The organism is Candidatus Uabimicrobium helgolandensis (assembly GCF_041508025.1).
In the GTDB taxonomy this organism is placed as follows: Bacteria; Planctomycetota; Uabimicrobiia; order Uabimicrobiales; family Uabimicrobiaceae; genus Uabimicrobium; species Uabimicrobium helgolandensis.
Window position 1 is genome coordinate 3,912,452 of record NZ_CP165719.1, and the last position, 22,039, is coordinate 3,934,490.

General features: G+C 34.8%; 16 protein-coding genes. 5 read left to right on the forward strand and 11 right to left on the reverse strand.

Annotation, left to right across the window (positions count from 1 at the left end):
- Nucleotides 1-170 precede the first annotated feature (170 nt).
- Nucleotides 171-2,366 (reverse strand): hypothetical protein, encoded by a 2,196-nt coding sequence (locus UABHE_RS14285; protein WP_372371013.1) that lies wholly within the window; start codon nucleotides 2,364-2,366, stop codon nucleotides 171-173.
- A 465-nt stretch (nucleotides 2,367-2,831) separates the two neighbouring features.
- On the opposite strand from UABHE_RS14285, the gene UABHE_RS14290 reads away from it, so the two are divergent.
- The 3 genes from UABHE_RS14290 (at nucleotide 2,832) to UABHE_RS14300 (ending at nucleotide 7,008) form a co-directional block, all read left to right on the forward strand.
- Nucleotides 2,832-3,743: an ATP-binding cassette domain-containing protein gene (locus UABHE_RS14290; RefSeq protein ID WP_372371014.1), complete on the forward strand. Its 912-nt coding sequence runs from the start codon at nucleotides 2,832-2,834 to the stop codon at nucleotides 3,741-3,743.
- Nucleotides 3,744-3,929: 186 nt separating this feature from the next.
- Nucleotides 3,930-6,191 carry an alpha/beta hydrolase fold domain-containing protein gene (locus tag UABHE_RS14295; RefSeq protein ID WP_372371015.1) on the forward strand — a complete coding sequence of 754 codons (2,262 nt, stop codon included), beginning with the start codon at nucleotides 3,930-3,932 and terminating at the stop codon, nucleotides 6,189-6,191.
- A gap of 145 nt (nucleotides 6,192-6,336) precedes the next feature.
- Nucleotides 6,337-7,008: a DUF4349 domain-containing protein gene (locus tag UABHE_RS14300; RefSeq protein WP_372371016.1), complete on the forward strand. Its 672-nt coding sequence runs from the start codon at nucleotides 6,337-6,339 to the stop codon at nucleotides 7,006-7,008.
- Nucleotides 7,009-7,053: 45 nt separating this feature from the next.
- Here UABHE_RS14300 and UABHE_RS14305 read toward each other — a convergent pair whose 3' ends face one another.
- From UABHE_RS14305 to UABHE_RS14320, 4 genes are read right to left on the reverse strand one after another with little or no spacing between them, the layout of a single operon-like run.
- Nucleotides 7,054-8,190, reverse strand: coding sequence for a papain-like cysteine protease family protein (locus UABHE_RS14305; RefSeq protein WP_372371017.1), 1,137 nt, complete (start codon nucleotides 8,188-8,190; stop codon nucleotides 7,054-7,056).
- A gap of 58 nt (nucleotides 8,191-8,248) precedes the next feature.
- On the reverse strand, nucleotides 8,249-8,965 hold the full coding sequence (locus UABHE_RS14310; protein ID WP_372371018.1) for an alpha/beta hydrolase family protein: 717 nt from the start codon (nucleotides 8,963-8,965) through the stop codon (nucleotides 8,249-8,251).
- Between the two features lie 51 nt (nucleotides 8,966-9,016).
- Entirely contained in the window at nucleotides 9,017-9,601 is a 585-nt protein-coding gene (locus UABHE_RS14315) for an isochorismatase family protein (RefSeq protein ID WP_372371019.1), read from the reverse strand.
- 35 nt (nucleotides 9,602-9,636) lie between these two features.
- Nucleotides 9,637-9,891, reverse strand: a complete 255-nt coding sequence (locus tag UABHE_RS14320; protein WP_372371020.1) for a hypothetical protein — start codon at nucleotides 9,889-9,891, stop codon at nucleotides 9,637-9,639.
- Nucleotides 9,892-10,204: 313 nt separating this feature from the next.
- On the opposite strand from UABHE_RS14320, the gene UABHE_RS14325 reads away from it, so the two are divergent.
- Nucleotides 10,205-10,975, forward strand: a complete 771-nt coding sequence (locus tag UABHE_RS14325; protein WP_372371021.1) for a hypothetical protein — start codon at nucleotides 10,205-10,207, stop codon at nucleotides 10,973-10,975.
- A 292-nt stretch (nucleotides 10,976-11,267) separates the two neighbouring features.
- On the opposite strand, the gene UABHE_RS14330 is transcribed toward UABHE_RS14325, so the two are convergent.
- The 4 genes from UABHE_RS14330 to UABHE_RS14345 form a co-directional block, all read right to left on the reverse strand.
- Nucleotides 11,268-11,924, reverse strand: a complete 657-nt coding sequence (locus UABHE_RS14330; RefSeq protein ID WP_372371022.1) for a hypothetical protein — start codon at nucleotides 11,922-11,924, stop codon at nucleotides 11,268-11,270.
- A 177-nt stretch (nucleotides 11,925-12,101) separates the two neighbouring features.
- Nucleotides 12,102-12,662, reverse strand: a complete 561-nt coding sequence (locus UABHE_RS14335; RefSeq protein ID WP_372371023.1) for a transposase — start codon at nucleotides 12,660-12,662, stop codon at nucleotides 12,102-12,104.
- Nucleotides 12,663-13,245: 583 nt separating this feature from the next.
- Nucleotides 13,246-13,413, reverse strand: a complete 168-nt coding sequence (locus UABHE_RS14340; RefSeq protein WP_372371024.1) for a hypothetical protein — start codon at nucleotides 13,411-13,413, stop codon at nucleotides 13,246-13,248.
- An 801-nt stretch (nucleotides 13,414-14,214) separates the two neighbouring features.
- A complete protein-coding gene (locus UABHE_RS14345) occupies nucleotides 14,215-16,884 on the reverse strand; it encodes a YfhO family protein (RefSeq protein ID WP_372371025.1) in 2,670 nt (889 codons plus the stop codon).
- A 25-nt stretch (nucleotides 16,885-16,909) separates the two neighbouring features.
- On the opposite strand from UABHE_RS14345, the gene UABHE_RS14350 reads away from it, so the two are divergent.
- Nucleotides 16,910-17,647 carry a glycosyltransferase gene (locus tag UABHE_RS14350; protein ID WP_372371026.1) on the forward strand — a complete coding sequence of 246 codons (738 nt, stop codon included), beginning with the start codon at nucleotides 16,910-16,912 and terminating at the stop codon, nucleotides 17,645-17,647.
- Nucleotides 17,648-17,669: 22 nt separating this feature from the next.
- Here UABHE_RS14350 and wecB read toward each other — a convergent pair whose 3' ends face one another.
- Nucleotides 17,670-18,794 carry a non-hydrolyzing UDP-N-acetylglucosamine 2-epimerase gene (gene wecB / locus UABHE_RS14355; protein ID WP_372371027.1) on the reverse strand — a complete coding sequence of 375 codons (1,125 nt, stop codon included), beginning with the start codon at nucleotides 18,792-18,794 and terminating at the stop codon, nucleotides 17,670-17,672.
- A gap of 46 nt (nucleotides 18,795-18,840) precedes the next feature.
- Entirely contained in the window at nucleotides 18,841-22,020 is a 3,180-nt protein-coding gene (locus UABHE_RS14360) for a tetratricopeptide repeat protein (RefSeq protein WP_372371028.1), read from the reverse strand.
- Nucleotides 22,021-22,039 lie beyond the last annotated feature (19 nt).

The following is a 22,039-nucleotide window of genomic DNA, read 5'->3' on the forward strand; positions in this document are numbered from 1 at the left end:
TTCCATAGAGTTTAGCTATGAATTTTCAGATCAATATTTTGTTTTAAATACTATTTATTTGTTACTGTTACACTTAATTCAAAACCAAATACGGTGTTAAACAAATCAAAACTAATTTTCCAGAGTGAGTATCATACTCTGGAAGTATTATGTTTTCCTATTGAAATTGTTTAATAGTCATCATCGTCATCATCGTCAAGACCTAAATCGATAGTAAGTTCTGGATTTTTTTTAGGTTTAGGTTTAGGTTTAGGTTTAGGTTTAGGTTTAGGTTTAGGTTTCTGAGCTAATAATTCCGCATCAGAATCTTCGTCATCGTAATCATCATCTCCGTCAATTTGGATAGTCATTTCTTGGTGAGCGGCAACCTGGCGACTTGGTATAGAAATAGGTTTATCAATAACAAGTTGTGCGTGAGAATCGTCATCGTCATCGTCATTGTCTGAATCATCAAGACCGAGATTGATTGTCATTTCTCCTCCAGCAGGAGATTTCGTATTTGGCATAGGACTCATAGTCGCTTGGCTAACATCAATTTCATCAATAAGAAGTTCAGCATCAGAATCGTCATCATCGTAAGTAGAATTACTATGAACAGGCATCGTCATTTCTTGGTGAGCAGCAACTTGACGATTTGGAATAGAAACATGAGGACTGTCAACAACAAGTTGTGCGTCAGAGTCTTCATCGTCGTTATCTGCATCATCAAGACCGAGATTGATTGTCATTTCCCGTCCAGCAGGAGGTTTCGTATTTGGCATAGGGCTCATAGTCGCTTGGCTAACATCAATTTCATCAATGAGAAGTTCAGCATCAGAATCGTCATCATCGTAAGTAGAATTACTATGAACAGGCATCGTCATTTCTTGGTGAGCAGCAACTTGCCGATTTGGAATAGAAACATGAGGGCTGTCAACAACAAGTTGTGCATCAGAGTCTTCATCCTCGTTATCTGCATCATCAAGACCGAGATTGATTGTCATTTCCCGTCCAGCAGGCGGTTTTGTATTTGGCATAGGACTCATAGTCGCTTGGCTAACATCAATTTCATCGATCAGAAGCTCAGCATCAGAATCATCATCGTCATAAGTAGAATTACTGTGAACAGGCATCGTCATTTCTTGGTGAGCAGCAACTTGCCGATTTGGAATAGAAACATGAGGGCTGTCAACAACAAGTTGTGCGTCAGACTCTTCATCGTCGTTGTCCGCATCATCAAGACCAAGATTAATTGTCATTTCTCGTCCAGCAGACATACTAGCTTGATTAACATCAATTTCATCAATGAGAAGTTCAGCATCCGAATCATCTTCATCATGAGTAGAGTTACTGTGAACAGGCATCGTCATTTCTTGGTGAGCAATAACTTGCCTATTTGGAATGGAAACATGAGGACTATCAACAATAAGTTGCGCATCAGAATCATCATCGGCATCATCGAGACCAAGATTGATTGTCATTTCTTGTTTAGAAGCTGTGGGCTGTTGAATTGTTGTTTCCACAGCCAAATTAGGATTTGAATCATCTTCTGAAAAATCACGCCCATAATCCTCTAGATTCATCGTCATTTCAGGGCTTTGATCATCCACTTCTGATCCAATAAGTATACCATTGTCCTCGCTATCATCAAGACCAAGGTTAATAGTAGCTTCATTGCCAACAAATCGAGGTAGATCCTCCTCATCATCATCTTCGTCGTCATCGCCAAGATTAATAGTTACTTCAGGATTTCCTACCTGCGGAATATTAAAGCTATTAGCCTCTTCACCGATCAAAATGCCTTCATCATCATCTTCATCATCAAGCCCAAGATTAATCGTTGCTTCGATAGTAGATGCCGTACCCTGTACAGCTGATGTTGTGATTGGCACATCAACATCATCTTCATCTAAATCAATAGTCACTTCTGGATTACTAGGAGAAACTGCGACTTCTTCTTTGTTTGCCTCATACTCTTCTTTAGAAACACCTTTAAGTACTTTTCGACTATCAAGTCCTACTACTTTCTTCTCTTTGTGTACCAGGTCACGTACACTCTTTGACTTTGTTTGTCCTGGCATTGGTACTATAACAGCTGTTCCACACGTTTTACATTTAAACCGTTTTCCTACATCGTCTTGACTCACTCGGTACATTGTACGGCATTTACTACAGTGTACAATACGTTGTTTACTTGACTCTTTTATGATTTTTAACTCGTGGTTGGTGATCACTTTATTCTTAATCATAAAAACTTCTACACTGATACGAGGGTCTTCTTTGCGTAGGGCATCGAGTTCGTCTAGCAATCTTTGCATTTCTGCTTTAGAAATAAGGTCTTTAGAAGCAAGTAGTTTAGCAAATTCAATATCTTTTTGTGTAGGCACGGTACTCTACTTTCTTTAAGAAAAGAATTATTAGGATTTTTAGGTGCCATCATTTTTTGTAAAAACGACAGGTTTATTACTGTGTTTTCCGTGAATTTTTGTTTTCTAATATGAAAAAATATATGATACTATTGCTTTTATTTTGATGTCTGAGGATATTTTGTTTACGAAATAGTTCCATAAAACAATGGAATGGTAAAAATGTACATTTATTATAATAAAAACATCTATATCCAAACTTCAGACATACAAAGAAAACACAGAATTAGCGCGTCCAATGTAATCCTAAATTTTCAAAAATTTTAGGGCGTGTTGACACGCCTTAATAGAAACACGCTATAAATTATGTAATTATAGTATAACTCTTCTTTAAATAAAATCTATTTTCTCAAATTTCCGCAAAAATGTATAGTCTAAAAACTATACATACTAAACATGTAAACAATTTTGCAAAGACAAAAAAATATGAAAATTGCAATTGAAGCAAAAAAACTACACAAACACTACAATTCTTTTCACGCCCTAAAAGGAATCGACTTATCTGTTTATGAAGGAGAAGTTTTCGGTTTTCTTGGACCAAATGGAGCAGGAAAAACAACGACAATTCGTTGTTTGCTAGACCTAATTCGTCCAAGTAGTGGTGAGGTCAAAATTTTTGGTACTGATCCCCTGAAAAATAGTGTCGAAGTAAAAAAACAAATGGGCTACCTTCCTGGTGAACTAAATCTAGATGATCGCTTAACAGCAAGACAATCTTTACAATTGTTTGCAGATATGCGCAACTGCAAAGTTAGTTGGGCGTGGATTGAAAATCATGCTGAAAAACTCAAGTTAAACCTGGACACAAAAATCAAAAATTTCTCCAAAGGAAATAAACAAAAAGTAGGAATAATCCAAGCATTTATGCATAAACCGCGCCTACTTATACTAGATGAACCCACAAGTGGTTTAGACCCTCTTATGCAAAAACAAGTTCTAAAGATGGTAATGGCATCAAAAAAAGAAGGAGCAACGGTTTTCTTTTCATCTCATATCTTAAGCGAAGTAGAAGAAGTGAGTGATCGTGTTGCAATTATTCGCGACGGTATTATTATCGATACTGCAGTGGTAGAAAACCTATTAGCTAAAAACATGCGCCGTGTATCAGTAACATGTAGTTCTGATATAGACATTGATGGTCTACTTCAAAAACTGCCAAACGTAAAGTTGTTAGAGAAAAAAGAAAAAACGGTAGTATTGCAAGTCTCAAAAGATCTGGCAAAAGTAATTAATTATTGTACGCCTTACGAGATTAAAGATTTTGTTACTTCTCAACCCTCTTTAGAAGAAATATTTTTGACGTACTATACTGGAGAATATAGTGAGAAAATGAAATAAAAAATTAGAAGAAAAGCTGACTAAGTCAGGTAATAGTCACGCAAAGATATATGAATTCTCAATTATTGAAGAACCAGTAACACAACAAAAAAACACACACATACATTATTTAATATAGACTGCTACACTGTGCATTGCAAAAGCAGTGAATATTACGCATTTTTTTTTGGCAATGAAGGAATTTTTATGAGACCAATATTTTATCATACTTTTAAGCGTCTTGTACCTCAGATATTTGGTTGGGGGCTTGGGTTGGCTTTCTATTGCGCTGTTGTTCTAAGCTTTTTTCATATCGTTTCGGACAATGCCAATGAAATTCAAAAGTTGATTGCTAGCCTACCCAAGGCACTTACCTCCTTGGTGGGAGACTTAAGTAAATTCAATACTCCCGAGGGCTACATGAGTATACGGATTTTTGGAGTTTTTCCTTTATTGCTCGGTGTTTTTGGCCTTATTTGTGGTTCGGGCTTGATTGTTCGCGATGAAGAACGTGGTTTTCTCGATTTAATGATGGGCTACCCTATTACACGCGCACAAATATTTTTTGCGCGATTAAGTGCTCTTTTAGCGTCTATTGTGGGAATTTTACTTATTGTATGGATAGGTATTGCGATTGGTATATGGTTGGCAGAATTGAAAGTTTCTCTATGGCAAGTATTTTTTCCACTAACATCTCTATTTGCGATTTTATGTTGTTTTGCCACTTTAAGTTTGATGTTCAGTATGGTCTTAGCTTCGCGTATTGCGGCAACTATGACCGGAGGACTAGTGATGATTATCACTCAAATGCTTTCCAATTTGGCAAAACTTAGTGATACTTTAAAACCTATCGCATTATTATCTCCATTTGAATATTACCAAGGAGTTAAAGCCTTTGATTCGTTTGATTACATTAGCTTTCTAGTGCTTATTATTTCTTCTATTATTTTTATATTTATCGCGTTTTATTATTTTAAAAAGAGAGACATTCGCGTTGCAGGTGAAGGAGAAATGAACTGGACCAAATTTACTTTGGCAACGATCGCAACTCTGATCATTTTCGTATACACTCTTATTTCTCTCACTAGAGATGTTTCTCAACTTACACCTAAGAATTGTTTTAAAACCACTACAAAAAGCATCGAAGATAAGGATTGGAAAACATTGATGAAGTGTATTACTCAGCAAACCAAGAAACGTTGGTGTGCAGATGCACTTTTACGCGGATCTTTTTTAGCCCTTGATGTCGGAGAAAAAGGAGCAATTCGAATGTGGCAAGGAGCGGATGAACGTTTTAATTTCGATTTTGATTCTGCACAACAAAAAACCATGGGCTCTATTATCCAAATACAAATGGCGATTGCAAATGTCGATATAAAAGTACTACAAAAAAATGCAGACATTATTATTACTTATCCAAATAAATTATTTCTCACGGCAGAAGAAGTAGAAAGATTGTCTTCGGCTGTTAAGAATAAAGATGCCTTTATTCAGGCTGTTTTGCGTGCAACAAATAATTTACGACAATTTGAAAACTATAAATCGGTGCTAGATATTAAGAAGAAAGATAATGTTGCTACAGCAGTGGCACTAACAAACAGTCAAATAGAAATTCCCATTTCATTTACAAAAACGAAAAAGAAGTGGCGGGTTCATCTACCAGAGCTAAATTTTATAAGTGAAGAAATTGTTTCTGAAACGAAAACAAGTGAGGACGACATGGGAGAATACACACTACACCAAAATGTTACCTATGATAAAAAATACCAATTGCTACTCGATGCCTACATTCCTAAAAATGAAAATAATGCGCCTGCTATTTTGTTGGTGCATGGTGGTGGCTGGCGATCAGGCGACAAAAATCAGTTGTCCAAGTATGCCCATTTCTTAGCGAGTAATGGCTTTGCATGCTTTGCTATTAGTTATCGTTTAGCTCCTAAGTACAAATTTCCAGCTCAAATTGATGATTGTCGTCAAGCACTCTCTTGGCTACAAAAGAATGCAGGTACTTACAATATAGATCCTAATAAAATAGGAGCTGTCGGTTATTCTGCAGGAGGTCATCTTGTTTCTCTACTTGCTACGGAAAACCAAAATCGCAAAAACAAATTAAAAGTTGTTGTTGCTGGAGGAGCGCCTACCGATTTTAGCTCTTTAGATGAAAAAGTAACTACTTTTCGTTATTTGTTTGGCGATACGATTACTAATATGTCACAATTATACAAAAATGCCTCTCCCGTTTATCATGCATCAAAACAATCGTGCCCTATGGCTTTTTTTCACGGAGAAGAAGACATGTTGGTTTCTTTAGATGGTCCACTTAGTCCAGTGAAACTATACAACAAACTTACAAAACTAGGGGTAGCTTGTGAAATGTTGAGAATTCCTACAGCGGGACACTTTGAAACGATTTATCATGAACAAATTTTTCCTTTTACTTTAAAGTTTTTACAAAAATATTTGAAATGAGTCGTTTCGATTGTCATGTCGAAACAATCAAAAACACTGCAGAAAATACCAAGCTTTTTGATGTTTTAGCGAATTAAGAACAAATCTTAATTCTAAATTTAACTGTATTAAGTTTGATACAGCACATTAAAAAGGACCGAAGAACATGAAAAAAATAATTTTTGTACTCGTAATCTCAATTGTTATCTTAGGCTGTTCTGCACCAAAAATGACAAGCAATGATATTGCAGTTGAAAAAGCCCAAGTGCAAAGAATTGTTCAAAAAAATGCACCCAAAAGCACGCGTAAAATTATTCGCTCTGGCCAAATTTCTATAACTGTAGAAACGCTACGCGATATGACGGATGATTTTCAAATTTTGGCAGAAAAGTACGATGGTTATGTTTTAAGTTCCAATTTACACAGCGCAACTGTTCGCGTTGCGAGTAATCAATTTGACGCCACCGTTGAAGAAGTTGCGAAATGGGGAGATGTTCATTACAAAAACATCAATAGCGAAGATGTAAGCGAAGCATATTACAATACAAAAATTCGTTTAGATAATGCCATGAAATCTCGCGAGCGATATTTACAATTATTACAACAAGCAAAAAATGTAACAGATATTCTTGCGGTAGAAAAAGAGCTTGAACGACTAAACACAACTATTGAGCTTTTACAAGGACAATTAAGCAAGAAAGATCATTTAATTTCTTATTCAACGTTATCAATTACTATGCAAGAAAAATTTGAAGGGGAAAAGAGTCAACTAGGACCGCTAGGTTATGTAGTTTACGGAGTTTATGCTGGAATCCGGTGGCTTTTTATCTGGGACTAATAAGAAAATTAAGTGACCTAATGAAACAGGTCACTTAATCACAAATTAACGACTCACTTTTAGTGTACTCGTCCAAGTGTGTCCATTTCCACGGCATAACCAATTGTATGAATTGATTGTTGGACCTGACCATGGATCCATGATGTACGATGTGTTTCCTGATAATCCTTTACAAACAACAAAGTGTCCACCACCATTGTCCCACCCCCAGCGAACAACAACTGGTTTGTTGGCAGCAATTTCCGATTGAAGATCGTTATAACTCAAACGATTATTCAGTCCATAACTACGAAGTCCCCAAGTACTTAGAAGTTCGCGAATTCCTTTGCGGTATGGATTATTTGTAACACCCCATAGCCAGTTCCATATATTTTGGCCGCGTGTTCCTTCTTGAGCAATACGCTCTTGCTGTACATTTTTGTTGAAGTAGTTAAAAATAGCTTCGCTGCATCCTGCCCAACACCACTGATTATATTTTTGATACTTTTGCGGAAGATTTAATACCTTGCGCGTAGCATTAAAAGATGTTGGATTGTCATTAGCAATCTCTTCGAATTTTCGTTGTGGTTCCATGTTTTTTTGGACTTCTTGCCATAAATCTTTTGCTATTGTATCCATTGCACCTACATAGTGATAATCAATAGCTTGCTTTGTGCGTAATTGAATAGCGGTAAGATTGTTTTCATTAAGTTGTGGTATATGGAAAAAATATTGTTGCGCTTGATATACTACAATAATTTGCGGAGAAAATCCTCGGTTCTGTGCCCAAGTACTTTCTATACTTTGCAGTTGATTTGCAAGAGGAATATTACCTAGTGAAACTGCTTGCCACTGATTATCGATTTTAGCAACACTTAAAATAGTCTTATTTTCGCCAGAACAAACAATCGTAAAATACCACACACCAGTGTCTTTAGTCATTGATTGTACAGTGTCGTTAATATTGTAACTACGCAATTTGTTTGGAGTAATAGTCTTTAACTGAAAAGGAGCCCCGAGTTGGCACTGTTCTAGCTCTTCTTCACTATCAAATCCATATTCACTTAGCATAGCTTCGGGTATTGAATTTAGAAATGAGTGCATGCCTTGTTGTGCCGCTTTTACTACATCTTCTGGAGCAGCAGAGACAAAAACCATAGCAAATACTGCGAGAAAACAAAAGATTTTGTTATGTAATTTCATATATCTCCCCTAATAATTTTTAAATTAACATAATTTAAATTCTAACAAATAGAACATATCATGTCACCAACCATTTGCTAAACCACTTTGTCATGTTATTCCACAAATCATTCCAGTCATTTTCCAACATAAAATGTTCAGAATCAGGATACTCTATGTATTCTAATTTATTAATCTCAGTATAATATTCCGCTAGTTCACCGTGAAAATTCTTTGCTTCAAATGCAGGAACAGAGGTGTCTTTTCCTGCATTGAGAGACATCAGTGCAGTAGGTGCAAATTTTTGCATATAAAGATGCGGGCTATGAGAGTCGTTATTTTTCCATTTAGGAGAACCCAAAATTGAAACAGCGGCTTTAAAATGTGCGTACTCTATAACAGCGCGATAAGTAACAAATCCCCCCATTGAAATACCAGTAATACCTATGTTACCGTTAAAAATAAGCTCTTTCTTTTCTAATTCCTCTATGATTATCGGCACTTCTTGTGCAGTTTCTAGAACAGCTTGTTGAAAATCTCTTTCTAAATCGGGATTTTGCACCGAGAACTTTTGCTCAAAATCTAGATATCTTCTTTCACCATGGCCTACGTTATCAACACCTACAACTAAAAAACCACTTTTGGCAAGGTTTTTTAAATCATGTATTTGAGCATCTTTAGACGCTCCTAACCCATGAAAAAATAAAATAGTTCCTTTTTGGGATGCTTCAGTTATGTCATTGTTGTAAACAAAAACTGTTGGTATTTTTTGTAAATATTGTCGTTTTATATGCATAATTTTTGCAAATTATTCTAAGAAATATTGGGTCTTGTCGACTTATTTTCCTCAAGATGTAATTTGCCCTTCCCTAAATAAACGACTCATCTCTTTAAATTTTGGATGATTCTTATCACGAGCCCACTCAAAACCAACAGATTCATGATTAGTAATAATAGCTCCTTTTTGATTCATGCGTTGCAGGGCATGATCACGATACTCTTCTCCTCGTCCACTCACACACTCCCAACACACATGCGCTTCATAACCATTTTCTTGCAATTCAATTACAGTTTGCATAACACACACATGTGCTTCAATACCTGCAATAATAATTTGTTGTTTATTTGTATCCGGTCGCGCGTTTTTTAAAATAGAGTAGAACTGATCTTCGCAGCACCCAAAACTATCTTTTTCCATGTAGAATTTTTTTGTGGTTAATTTTTCATAAACGGAAAGCACCTGTGGGTGTGTTGATCCTAAACCCTTTGGATATTGTTCAGTTATAACCACAGGAACTTCAAATAGATCTGCTAATTTCATTAAGCGTATTGTTGAAGAAATAACTAAGTTCGGACGGTAAATCATATCCATTAGTTTTCCCTGTAGGTCAATAATAACAACTATACTGCGATGAACGTCAAGTAAACTCATGTAATGCTCCAGAATGACAGTAGTGACTTAATTCGTTATTTTATAATCGGTAGTAAATCCCAACGATATAAACTCCAAGGGCCTATAACGAGATGCTTTTCTGTGTAGAAATAGAATAGTATATCTTTAGGATAAAACTCTATATGACTAAAACGAGCGCGTACTTGTTGTTTTTTTAATAACATTTGCATTCGTTGCTGTGTAGAGGATTTAGCTTCAAAATATATGTATATAAATCCAACTATTAACAAAAAAATAATCACTGTTAGTATATAAAAAATTTTTTTCAAGCACTACTCCTTTATATCGCTAAGCGACCCAACAAAAGTAATTATTCTTTGGCAGGCCATTTAGAACTAAAAATTTTTGCTGGGTTTATGTGTTTATGTACACTCTATAAATAGAGACTAAAACATATTCACATTAAAAGAATAACTACAACAATGCTATTTAGCTAATTAAAATATAGGCTACAAACAGAAATAGAGATCATTTTTCGATTTTAAACGTCAACGCGATCTAATCTCTTATAGTTACTTTAACTTCGATTATTTAATATAATAAAGTACTCATAACAGCATACTTAAATAAAAGGAATATTATATGAAAAGTATAGGTTTAATGGCAATTCTTTTGTGCTTTGTATGGGCGGATAAATACCCTACTTACGAAGATATTACAGACAACGTTCCTAGCTACTACAAAAAAAATGTTGCTTTTTCTTTTGGTTTTGCAGGTATTAGAAATAAAGTTTCTATAGCTATGGTACGCAGAGGTTTTAAAAATGATAATTATGGGCAGTTATACGCTAACGATCTTAAGTTAGCACTACTAATAACTAAAAACGGCAGCGCGTGGAAAAATATAGAGTCAATGTCTAGAGGAACAAAACTACTGTGCACAGGAAAAGTAAAACGCTTAAATGCACGTTCTGGAGGTGACTTTTATTACTTGGTTATTTCTGCGATAAAAAAAGCCACGGAGCAAGAACAAGAAGAAGGAAAGACAACAACAGATATCAAGCTTTTGGCTAAATCGCCTAAAGAATTTGTTGGTAAAGAGATTGAAACAGAAGATGTTTTTATTCGTACAACAAATTTTCAAAGAATCGAAAACGACAAATACAAACGAATTCAAGGTAGCTCGAAAATGCTTATTGTCTACCCAGCAAATGATGGTGGCATAGAGTATACACTCAAAAACACAAAAAAGAGAACACCTCTACGTATTTTTGGTAGCCTAAAAGAAGTTAAAATAAAAAAAAGAACAAAGTACGTTCTTGTTGTAAAACGCATTGAATCATCTATAAATGAAGTAGAGAACAAATCATTACCTAAAAATGAGTTTCGTAAACGACGACGCAGAAGAAATTAATATTGCAAAAATGAGGATTCACAACAATTAAATCCTCATTTTTTTACCTCAAAACCGAGGTAATATCGGCTTCAATCGTATTTGAGGTATCAGGCCCAAAGCAATCTTTTCTCGTTTTTTTTGCCTTTTTTTACAATTAAAAACACTATTTTTAGTACAAAATCCCCTCTGCACTGCAAAGAAAGCGTTCATTTTTTTGTATAAGTTTGTCTCTGCAATAAGGTCTGTCCTCCTTTTTAAAATGGACAGACTGAATTATCATCTTAATTATCTTTATCTTAATTATCTTTATTTACTGCCAATTGTAGCTATGAAACTCTAAATCAAAAATAACGATAATATCTTTATTGTTTCCTTCTCCTCCTTTTTTGTTATTCAAACCTAAACTTTGCATTGATATTTTTTTTTTGTCTATTATTTTGTAAGTTATTTTGTTTCCCCACTCATCTTGTATATTTACAGATAATTCATCTAAAGAGGTTGGTAATCGATTATACTTTCTAAAATACATAAATACTTGGTGACAATTTTTTGAAATAGTTACCCTTGTTCTTATTTTTGCTGAATCAATATAAATTAAGGACATCACATAAGGTGGTAAAAATATTGCAATAGTTGTAGAGACAATAGAAACAACGATGCTAGTTTGCATCAGTGTGAAACTTCTTGTCTTTGTCATTTCTGCTCCTAATGAAAATACTGTTCTAATATTTCTGTATGAAAAATGATCTTTCTTTTCAGTTGCACTAGCAGGAAAAATTCTTGGGCGAAGTTCTATTTCACGAGGTATAATGTTCACATCTTCCCTATTTAATTGAGGTAATTCATCAATTGCTCCCGCAATGTTTCTACCGAAAACCCCATACCAAATAGCGAAACCAAAGCTAATACCAACTAAGCGTTTTTTAATAACCGAAGTTGCTGTTCCACAAATTAGTGTCAGACTCAAGCAAAAATAACACAAGTTGTTTTATAAAGCGTTTTTTAATAACCGAAGTTGCTGTTCCACAAATTAGTGTCAGACTCAAGCAAAAATAACACAAGTTGTTCTATAGCAGACTCTTACAAAAAAGACCTGCCAATTAGTGCCAAATTAGTGTCAGACTCGAATGCCATTCAGTTAAATTTAAGGTCGTTCAGTTCGAATTCCTTGTAAAATAAGGATCTTGTATTCATTACGATGTTTAGTAAGTAATGTAAATCTCTTCATACGTTGTTTAATTCGGCGAGGTTCTACACGCAAAATAGTACGAATAGGTAACAATTTCTTTGCAACATCAGAAATAAGAGCTTGAAATAAGAAACTCTGCATAGATCTAGAGGAAGAGCGCATTTGTTCAAGAAAAGAGAGAATCGAATGTTGGGAGTATCTAAAGCTAACAGAAAAAACAATGTGATTGTGTGCAACAGCAGTACGAAAAATAACAAGACGAATTAGATTATAGGCCAAGATATAAGCATAGATTTCTTTGTACAGTATATCTGGAGTTTTGCCTTTAAGTTTTTCCATACGCATGTCAGTTTTTAGAGTGCGTAAATAAAGCTCTGCATGCCATCGAAGAAAATACAACTGCGCAATATCCCCAAAAGTGTATCCATCAAAATCGAGAAGAGAAGTAACGATAATAAACTCTTTAGAACGAAAGCCAGGTGTATCAACTTTGTATTGAACAAGACGAACCTCCATTGATTCGGGAATTGAATCTGGTGTTTCAACCCAATCAGGTAGTATCCGTGTTAATGTAAGTGGTGGAAAGCTATGGGCGAAGATTTCTAATGACTTGATACAAAATAATAAGCCAAAAGAAATTCCTTTTCATAACGAGCATACGGGAGATCGTTTTAATTTTAGGGTTGTTAAATGAGGAAATTGACTGCGCAATAAAGTAAAACCTTCTAAATATTTATAAAGAAACTATATAAAGAATAACTTAAGGTAATGAGAATGAAATGCCTCCCAAGTTATCCCCATGATCTACGCGGTATAAATATCTTAAAGAAACCTATCTCTTCCTCGCCGGATACCGACGACTACATGATCGAAACCACACAAAGTACGTCCCAAATAGGGACTAGGTAGCCAGTCAATTTAATTCATTATAACATGTTTGTATTTTTATACAACTAGTATGGAGGTAAAAATGGATCAACCTGTAATTGTATTTAATGGTGATATAGTGAATTAATAAACCAAAAAACTTGGAGCAGAGAAAAAAATACTATCGTGTATATAGTTATTTTTGAAAAATTTTCTAAATAAGATAATCTTTTCACAAACAAAAGTAAGTTACAGGCATTAAAAAAGGAAAGAAGAATACAGTTGCAACAAATACATGAATCGGTGTTGGTGTCCATATCGTAATATCGGTAATCAACCATGCGAAAGAAAGTACGGTAAGAATACACAATTCAAAGAGTAACACTTCTCTGTTTTCCATAATAATTCCCTAGTAATCTATCGTTTTATTCCTGGTTTTTGTAAAAAGATATCCATATTTGTTGACTAAAATTTGATATGTTTCTTTCGCGCTTTTGTAGAGAAGATAATGAACTGTGATCTGCAACCGCTGGACATTATTTCGATTTACAATTGAACATTCACTAAGACAATAAAAACCCGGCCCTACAGAAAAAAAAGAATTATTACAGAGATTACTCGACATCGAAAAACTAGTAACCCGACAATAAGTCTCATCTTGCGAATCGATGGGAGTATATATTCTGACTAAGCATATATATTTTCTATGATCTGTTCCCTGAATCTCTAATAATCTATAACTAAAGCTATAAAAATGATGCGAGAACTCGAACGAAGCGCTTCCCTGCGCTTGAATCAATTTTTCAAGAATATCATACGAAACATTGCAGTTCTTGTGAATTATTCGAGAAACCATTTCTTTTCTTTTTTTTCTTTGATCCTCTGAAATAGAGTAAAATATATTGTTCGTTTTCAAATACGAATACTTTACTTCTTTGTTTTTGGTTATTTTTTCTGTATCAATTAGTGCTTGGTATATTTGAAAATGAGTCTCTACATCAGAATAAACAATAACTATTGAAGTTTTCTCATAAGATTTGACATATTTATATCTGAAGTTATTTTTTATATAGTTAACAACTCGAAGAAAAAATTTCGTGCTGGATTTTCCCGATACTTTTTTACATTGTAACTTTTTGCAAAACTGGCTTTTGTATCTTCAGAAAAAGCGCAGCAAATTAAAATCGCTATTAAACAATACCTAAACTTCATTCCGTGACCTCTTCACTTTTATCATTTGCCAAACAATATAGATGATCAGTATCAGTACTGTAAGTAGCGAAATCAATTTTCCTAGTTTATCGTACCATGGGTGTTGGTATTTAATGGTAATTTTACTGCTCCCTGCAGGAACATTCACTGCTATTGTTCCTGCTTGCGCCAGATATACTTTTGTCGTTTTTCCATTTACTTGTGCTACTAGATTGGGATGGTAGTGTAGAGAAAGAAACATTAATCCGTCTTGCTGCGAGTTTACTTCGTAAGTAATACTTTCTATATTATCGTGTATCACTTTGTAATTTGTTTTATTTTTTGGAGCGTCACCTAAAAAGAATGGAACTAGTTTTGTTTCCCAGTTTTCATCTGTGACTATATCACCAATTTCTTTGCCTTCATAACAAAAGCTTACTATATTCGGATTGAAATTAGGGTGGTGCGATATTTTTTCGAATAACTTCCATGGTTTTTGTGCTTTTATTACCATTACTCTTTGTGGAATTATTATTGGTGAGCTTAACGTATTTTCATATAAAGCAGAAGTGTGCGATTGATGTATCCTTCTTATAGTCGCAGAGTTTGTTATTCTACCAGTAGCTGGTTTAAAATAGCGAAGATTGAGAACTATGTAACGCACGTCTAAAATAGCAAGGCGGTGGGCTAGAGAATTTCCATTGTAGGCAATAAATGGTTTTTGCACACCAACAATAACTTTTCCAGAAAGCGCTTTTTTTTGTATCTTGATTACAATTTCTGCAAACTCAGCGGCTACATTTTTTTTCTCTACAGGAATTATTAAATAATAATTATAACCTTTTATGTCTGCTTTTACTTTCGAAACCGATTTGTTTTGATAAAACGTTTCTATCTGCGTTTGTGGAGATAACAATGTTGGGAGAACAATCCAGCAACTAAATTTTCCTGCTGGGAGATGTATTTTTAAACTCAAATTAGCATTCCCCTGTTGCTTCATTTCCCATAAATATTTCGAATCGTTAGGTTTCGGAACATTACACTCTATTTCATCTAATGGCAAAGGGCAGTGATTGCTATATTCCAGAGAGAAAGGTATTGCTTTCATCACTTCTTGCTGCGCAACTTGATCGCTATAGTATTTAGCTTCTGTCCAGTCAGTGTTTGGTTCTTCGGCAAATACATCTGGGTGTTTATGATATAGTCTATTGCAGTTAAATAAAAGCTTTGGTAGGTCTAATACACGTCCTTGTCGCGCATTTTTTAAAACATTGTATGCGTCAAAAACATTATTATTTCCAGAAATCCCTAACGGATCTTGTTTTCCTTGTCGCGGGGTATACATTTTTGCTGCCTTATTTATCGCTACGAGTGTAAAGAAATCAAGGCATATAATAATGGCTATTGTAAACATTATTCCTTTTGCTAAGCGTGTATTTACAATCTTACATAGCTTTTCAAATATAACTATTGACCCGAATAATACGCACATGCACATACAGAAATAAAAAGGCTCTAACCAATAAAATGGTAGAGTAAGATGGTGCCCGATTACATGAAATACATTATGCCGAAAGCCTTTCCAAAATATAATTATGGCAATGATAATTGTGGTAATACTAATGGCAACAGATACTTTTTTTAAAGGATTTGACCTCGGAAAAATGACAGAGCCAAATATTGCAATAAGTATCACCGTTATTCCAAAGTAAGCAGAATTTACTCCTCCAAAACCCCCAAGAAACGATCCTCCGTTTTCGGCATCTGCATTTAGATTAGAAAACCAATTATCGCGATCGACGAACTCTAACATATATTTGCTAGGTAGAACTTCACTCCAAGACACATTCTGTTGCGCCTGTTGCTGACGACGCATCATTCCGTAATATTCTTTTTCTAACACTAGAGGAAAGATAAACCAAGCAGCCAGACACAAAGAAATAATTGCAGGGCAAATGAGGCTACGCCATTTTTTCCACTGAAGACATTCAAACGGATTAATGATAGTAGAAATAGAAGCGTACATTATACACGTAATAACTAGATAAATAAAACTCCCTGGGTGACACATAAGGCAACAAGAAGTGGCTATCGCCATAATTACCTGCTCATTTTTCTTTAAAGAACGACGCAATAAAATCACAACAATCGCAAAAGCAATCGGGAAGAAAATAAGTGCCCCTGCTCTTTGTAGCGATCCCACATGTAAAACAACTCCCCATCGCGACCAACCAAAGATGTAAGCACAAGCGGCGACAATCGCTGCGCTATCCATTGCTTTTTTATCTTCGCTGTGAACTTCAATTATTTTTTTTGCTGCCCAATAAAAAGATAATCCTGCCCCTAGATTGAGAAGTATTCCAAACAACCGTCCAACAAACATAATAACCGTAGTATCAGATACATTTATAAATATTTGTAGTATATAACAACACCAGCCCATCATTTGCGCAATAAGCATACCTTGGTATCTAATAAAAGTTGTTCCCGCTCCATGTAAATAGTGATATGCTGGTATGGGAATTCCATCTGCTATCGCGTTTTTTATTATGTCAGCTTGCGCAAGATGAATAAAGTAATCTAGTCCTAATACATGCGGCGTTCCAAAAAAGTAGTGCCAACTTGCTAATAACGAAAAAGTTGTTACAATGAACCAGCCCCAATTTTGACGAAGACCCATACTTGACTCCAAACAAGGATTTATTATGAAAATCTGGATTGTTTTACCAGCATATAACGAAGAACTTGCACTACCTCCTCTTTTTGAGGCGATTCATTCCTGTTTACCCCAAAGTAATTTAGAGTATGAGGTTATAGTAGTTAATGATGGCAGTACAGATAACACAGAAGAGGTTACCAAAAATTATAGTAGCAAGCAACCTATATTACTTGTCAACCAACCTCAAAATTGCGGATTAGCAAAAACAATACAACTAGGGCTAACGGAGGCAAGTAGTCGTGCTAATAAAGATGATGTTATTGTTGCCATGGATGCAGATTTTACTCATCCTCCGCAACTTATTCTTCCAATGCTAGATTATATCGAAGAAGGCTACGATGTTGTCATTGCCAGTAGGTATGTTCCAGGAAGCCGCGTTCTTGGTGTTCCTTTCTATCGAAAAGTTTTAAGTGGTACTGCTTCGTGGCTATTTCGCTTGTGTTTTCCTACGCCAAATGTTCGCGATTTTACCTGCGGTTATCGAGCATATCGCGCTAGCGTTTTACAAACCCTGGTTAAAGACTACAATGGTGAATTTGTTTCACAGCAAGGCTTTTCCTGTATGGTGGAAATACTACTACACTTAAGAAAACAAAAAGCCAAAATGCAAGAAGTACCACTCGATTTGAGATATGATCGCAAACCTGGTGCATCTAAATTGAAAATATTTAAAACTATTTTCGAAACTCTAGAAATTATATGGCGTAATTTAAAAAACCGTTAATTAGTGTGTCACCCAACTGCTGTTAATTCCGGAACCAAGATCGCGAACATACAATTTCTGCTATTTTTTGTGCAGCTTTGCCACTCCCATATGGATTTTTAGCTTTGCACATACGTTCATATAACTCTTTATCTTCTAATAATGCACTAACTTTGTTCACAATGTTATCCTCATTCGCACCCACCAAAAGAGTTGCACCACAGTTAACGGCCTCTTGCCTTTCAGTTGATTCCCTAGTTACAAGCACTGGTTTATTTAGTGTGGGCGCCTCTTCTTGTATCCCACCAGAATCCGTAATAATCAAGTATGACTTACTCATTAGATATACAAAATTGGGATATGTAAGAGGTGGTAAGAGATGAATATTGGGTTCGCTCAAAAGAATTTCACTAACCGTTTTTTGGACATTTGGATTTAGATGAACAGGATATACAATTTGTAAATCTTGGTGCTTAGTAGCTATTTTTTTTAGTGCGCGACAAACTCCTTTTAGTTTCTCTCCCAAATTTTCACGGCGATGACCAGTGACTAATATGATTTTTTTTTGTGGATGTAGAATTTGCAAATCTTTAGAGAACTTTTCCGGCTTTTTCTCTATGATTTTGATCGCATCGAGTAACGCGTCAATTGCAGTATTCCCCGTTATATAAATATTCTGTTCTTTGATCCCTTCTTTTAGCAAATTTTTCTGCGCTTCTTTTGTTGGAGCAAAGTGTACATCAGCAGCGTGAGTAACTAGTTTTCGATTTACTTCTTCTGGCCATGGAGCATACTTATTTCCTGTACGAAGCCCAGCCTCGATATGTCCCACTGCTATACCAGAATAGAATGCTGCAAGAGTGGCGCAAAAAGTAGTTGTAGTATCTCCTTGGACTAAAACTAAGTGCGGCTTTACTTCTTCTAGTATCTTTTTTAGTTCAAGAAGAATTCTACTTGTAAGAGTAAAGAGGTCCTGATCCTTTGTCATTATATCTAAATCAAATTCAGGTCTAATGTCGAAAAATTCGAGAACTTGATCTAGCATTTCTCGATGCTGCGCAGTAACACAAACATTAACTTCACAGTTTTTTTCTTTTAGACTATTAATAACTGGAACCATTTTTATCGCTTCTGGACGCGTACCAAAAATAATTAATATTTTATTCAAAATACCCTCATTTTATTTATAAAATATGTTACGAAGAATGCCGTTGCTATTTAGGCTTTTGTAAAGTAATTTGTAGCTTTAGTTTTATAAATTTTTCATTCCAAGGTTGTTTTTTAATCGCTTGTTTTATTTTTTGTTGCGCGAGAGAAAATTTGTTTTGCTTCATATAAGCTCTTGTCATCCAATATAAGACCAAACTGTTTTTTTGCTTTATTCTTTCCAACACGACTAAACTAGTAGAAGCATTGCCTAATAAGTATTCAATAACGGCATTTTCAAGTAAATAACGATCATTTTGTGGGGCGAGCTCTGCGGCTTTTTGAGTACACATTTGAAAAATGCGCCTTTCCTTTAAGGACATTCGTGGAAGTCTTTTTTCTAACGTTTCTAAAAATTGTAAATAATTACCATTATTTTCAAAACTATTTATGTTAGACGAAAATAAATTAGCTAAGTAGTTGTATTTATATAAATAAAAAGAATATCCAAAAGCAGCATGAGATCTTGTTTTACTATCTTGTTTAAGAATAAATTTGTGTAGCTTATTTAATTTTTTTATTTTTTGATGCTGAACATAATTATTAACAAGCGACATATATGCAGCAGCTCGCACTCGTTCACTTTTATGTTTCGATAATTCTAGTAGCAAATCAGAAACTTCACCGCGACATTCAAGAAGGCCATTCGCCATTGCCCATGCACTATTAATTTTTTTCATATCAATATCGTCTAAAAAGTATTTAATAAGATTTCCTTTACTTGTACGCATCAAATACTCTATTGTAATAAAACGCATAGATTGCGCCTTATCTTTCGCTAGCTTTTTTATCACTTTTACAACTTCAAAAAGAGATGCATTGTTCTTATTTTTTGTTTTTTCGAAATAAATAAGTGGTGCTAGCCGCAAGGCAGGATACTCTTTGGTATTTGCTGCTATATTGAGTAAATACATCATATCCCCTTGAACCGTTAGCGAAAAAAGAGCTTGCAAGCGTACAGCTACTTCATCATTTCTGATGTGTTCTTTGATTTTTTTTATGAAAATGGGTTTTTCGAGGCTTTTCATTTTTGAGAGAGCAACCTTCCGTACTAATGGCTCTTGGTCTTCTACTGCAAGTAACAATATTTGATTATGCTCATCAATAAATTGTTTCTTAAATTTTTGCGGAAATTGATCAATGCTCCACAAAGCCTTCAAAGCAAAGGCGCGCATAATTTTATTAGAACTTTGACTGTGTTTTAATAATAATTTTTGTGGTTGTCGATCACCAACTAACCACATTTTTCGCGCGGCAGATAACGATACTTTTGGATATGAACTGTTAAGTAAAGAATCAAACAATGGATGATTTGTAGGTAACATTTCTACTAATTGTACTTGTAAAAAGGCTGGTGTATTTTGTGGTATTTTTTGCAAAGCTAGTTGCGTTGTTTTGCGATTATTTTTTTGAATTAGAATTTTTATGAGTAATTGTGTGGTTTGTGGTTGTGTCTCATACACTTGTTGGAAAAATTTTATCAATTTACTGCGAGCAATTCGAAACAAAATTTGTCCAGCGTAAAATCGTGTAATCATATCCTCCCAAGGATCTAACAAAACCTTTTGCAAAACTTTAATGTTTATTTCTTTGTTGTTATACAACGAAAAAAGCGTTTTATGGTCTTCTGTCATATAGTAACGACTAATTATTTTGCGAAAGTGAGCTTTTTGATTTTCGATGTATTTATCGCGAACATCCACATTAAGTGATCGCAATTTTTCCTGTATTTGAGGAGATAGATTTTCTTCTTTTATCGTTTCTTTTATCATCTCGCGTACACGCTCAATTATGAACATACCTTTTAATCCATCGTAAGCAATTTCATCAACACCTCTTTCTTGTCTAGTTCTTATGGTTTCTAAAAAACGCTGCGCACGTTCGATATCTTTAGAATCAGGTATTGTATTTCGTAAAGTAGCCGCTTGTGAGTAACTACGGCTTAATTTCTTTTTTTCTTCGCTAAACAAATCAATATCTTTTTCTATATAGGTGTGAAAAATACGCCCACGCAACATTTTTTTCCACGAAAAGCGTTCGAATGGATCCTCTTCAAAAATCATATTTTCGTACACATTTGTCACAGTGTACAAATTATCAATATTTAGTTCTACGGCATATAAAAAATCATGATTGGCGCGTCTTGTTTGCTTTAGTTCGTTATAACAAAAAGCTCTCTCTTTGTAAAAAATACCAACCCATGGTTCTAAATGAATAGCTTTTGTATACAATTCTACTGCTATTTGATATTCTTGGCGTAAATGATAGCACTTACCTAGCAAGAAATTCGTTTGTGCGTGTTCGTTGTTAAGTTGGACTGCTATTTGTAAGTATTTAAATGCCGACTCATAATTCTCGTTTGCAAATTCCCACTGTCCAAGATAAAAAAGCACTATGTATTTCTTATGATCTAAAGCTTTTGGATTATTTGCTAAGCTTTTTAGTAATGGTAATGCTATTTCTTTCTCACCTGATTCATAAAGAGTAATCGCTTGATAATACAGCGTTTCTATTTGTAATTTTCCTTTTAGAGACATAATTTGTTGTAGAAGTTTTTTGGCTTTGCTATAGTTTTGTAGATAATAATATGCACGAGCTATTTGTAGTAGATCTTGAGGAACTTTTGCAGAAATACGTTTTCCTGTTGCAATAGCAGATTGATATTTTTTTAAATTTACTTGTAAAGCAAGCATAATTTGTAGAGAAACATCATCAGAAATACGACTCATAGCATCTGATTTTTGATAACACAACAAAGCATCTGACTTATTGCCTATTTTGTGCTCTAGATATCCTAACATTTTGTAGTCTTCAGGAATTGCATTTAAACGAATGGCAGTTTGTAAATCAGGAATGGCAGATTGCCATTTATTTTTACGAAGTAATATACGTCCACGTTCCCTAAATCCTATAGCTCGGTGTGGATAAGAAATAGCTAATTGGCTTGCGAGAGAGAGAGCTTTATTGAGATTAGTGTCTTGGTACTGCACCAATAATTTTTTCTGAACAGAAATAGTAATATCTTCAATTTTAGTGGCATGTGTTTTGTCGCGCGCTGCTAGTTCTTTACGCTGCTTTTTCTCGTAGATACTTGCACGTAAGTGATAAAACTTAGCTTCTTTTGGTGATTTTTCGATGATGTAGTTAATATATTTGAGCGCCTTACTGTAGTTTTTTGTATCATACAAAAACTGCGCGTAAAGAAAC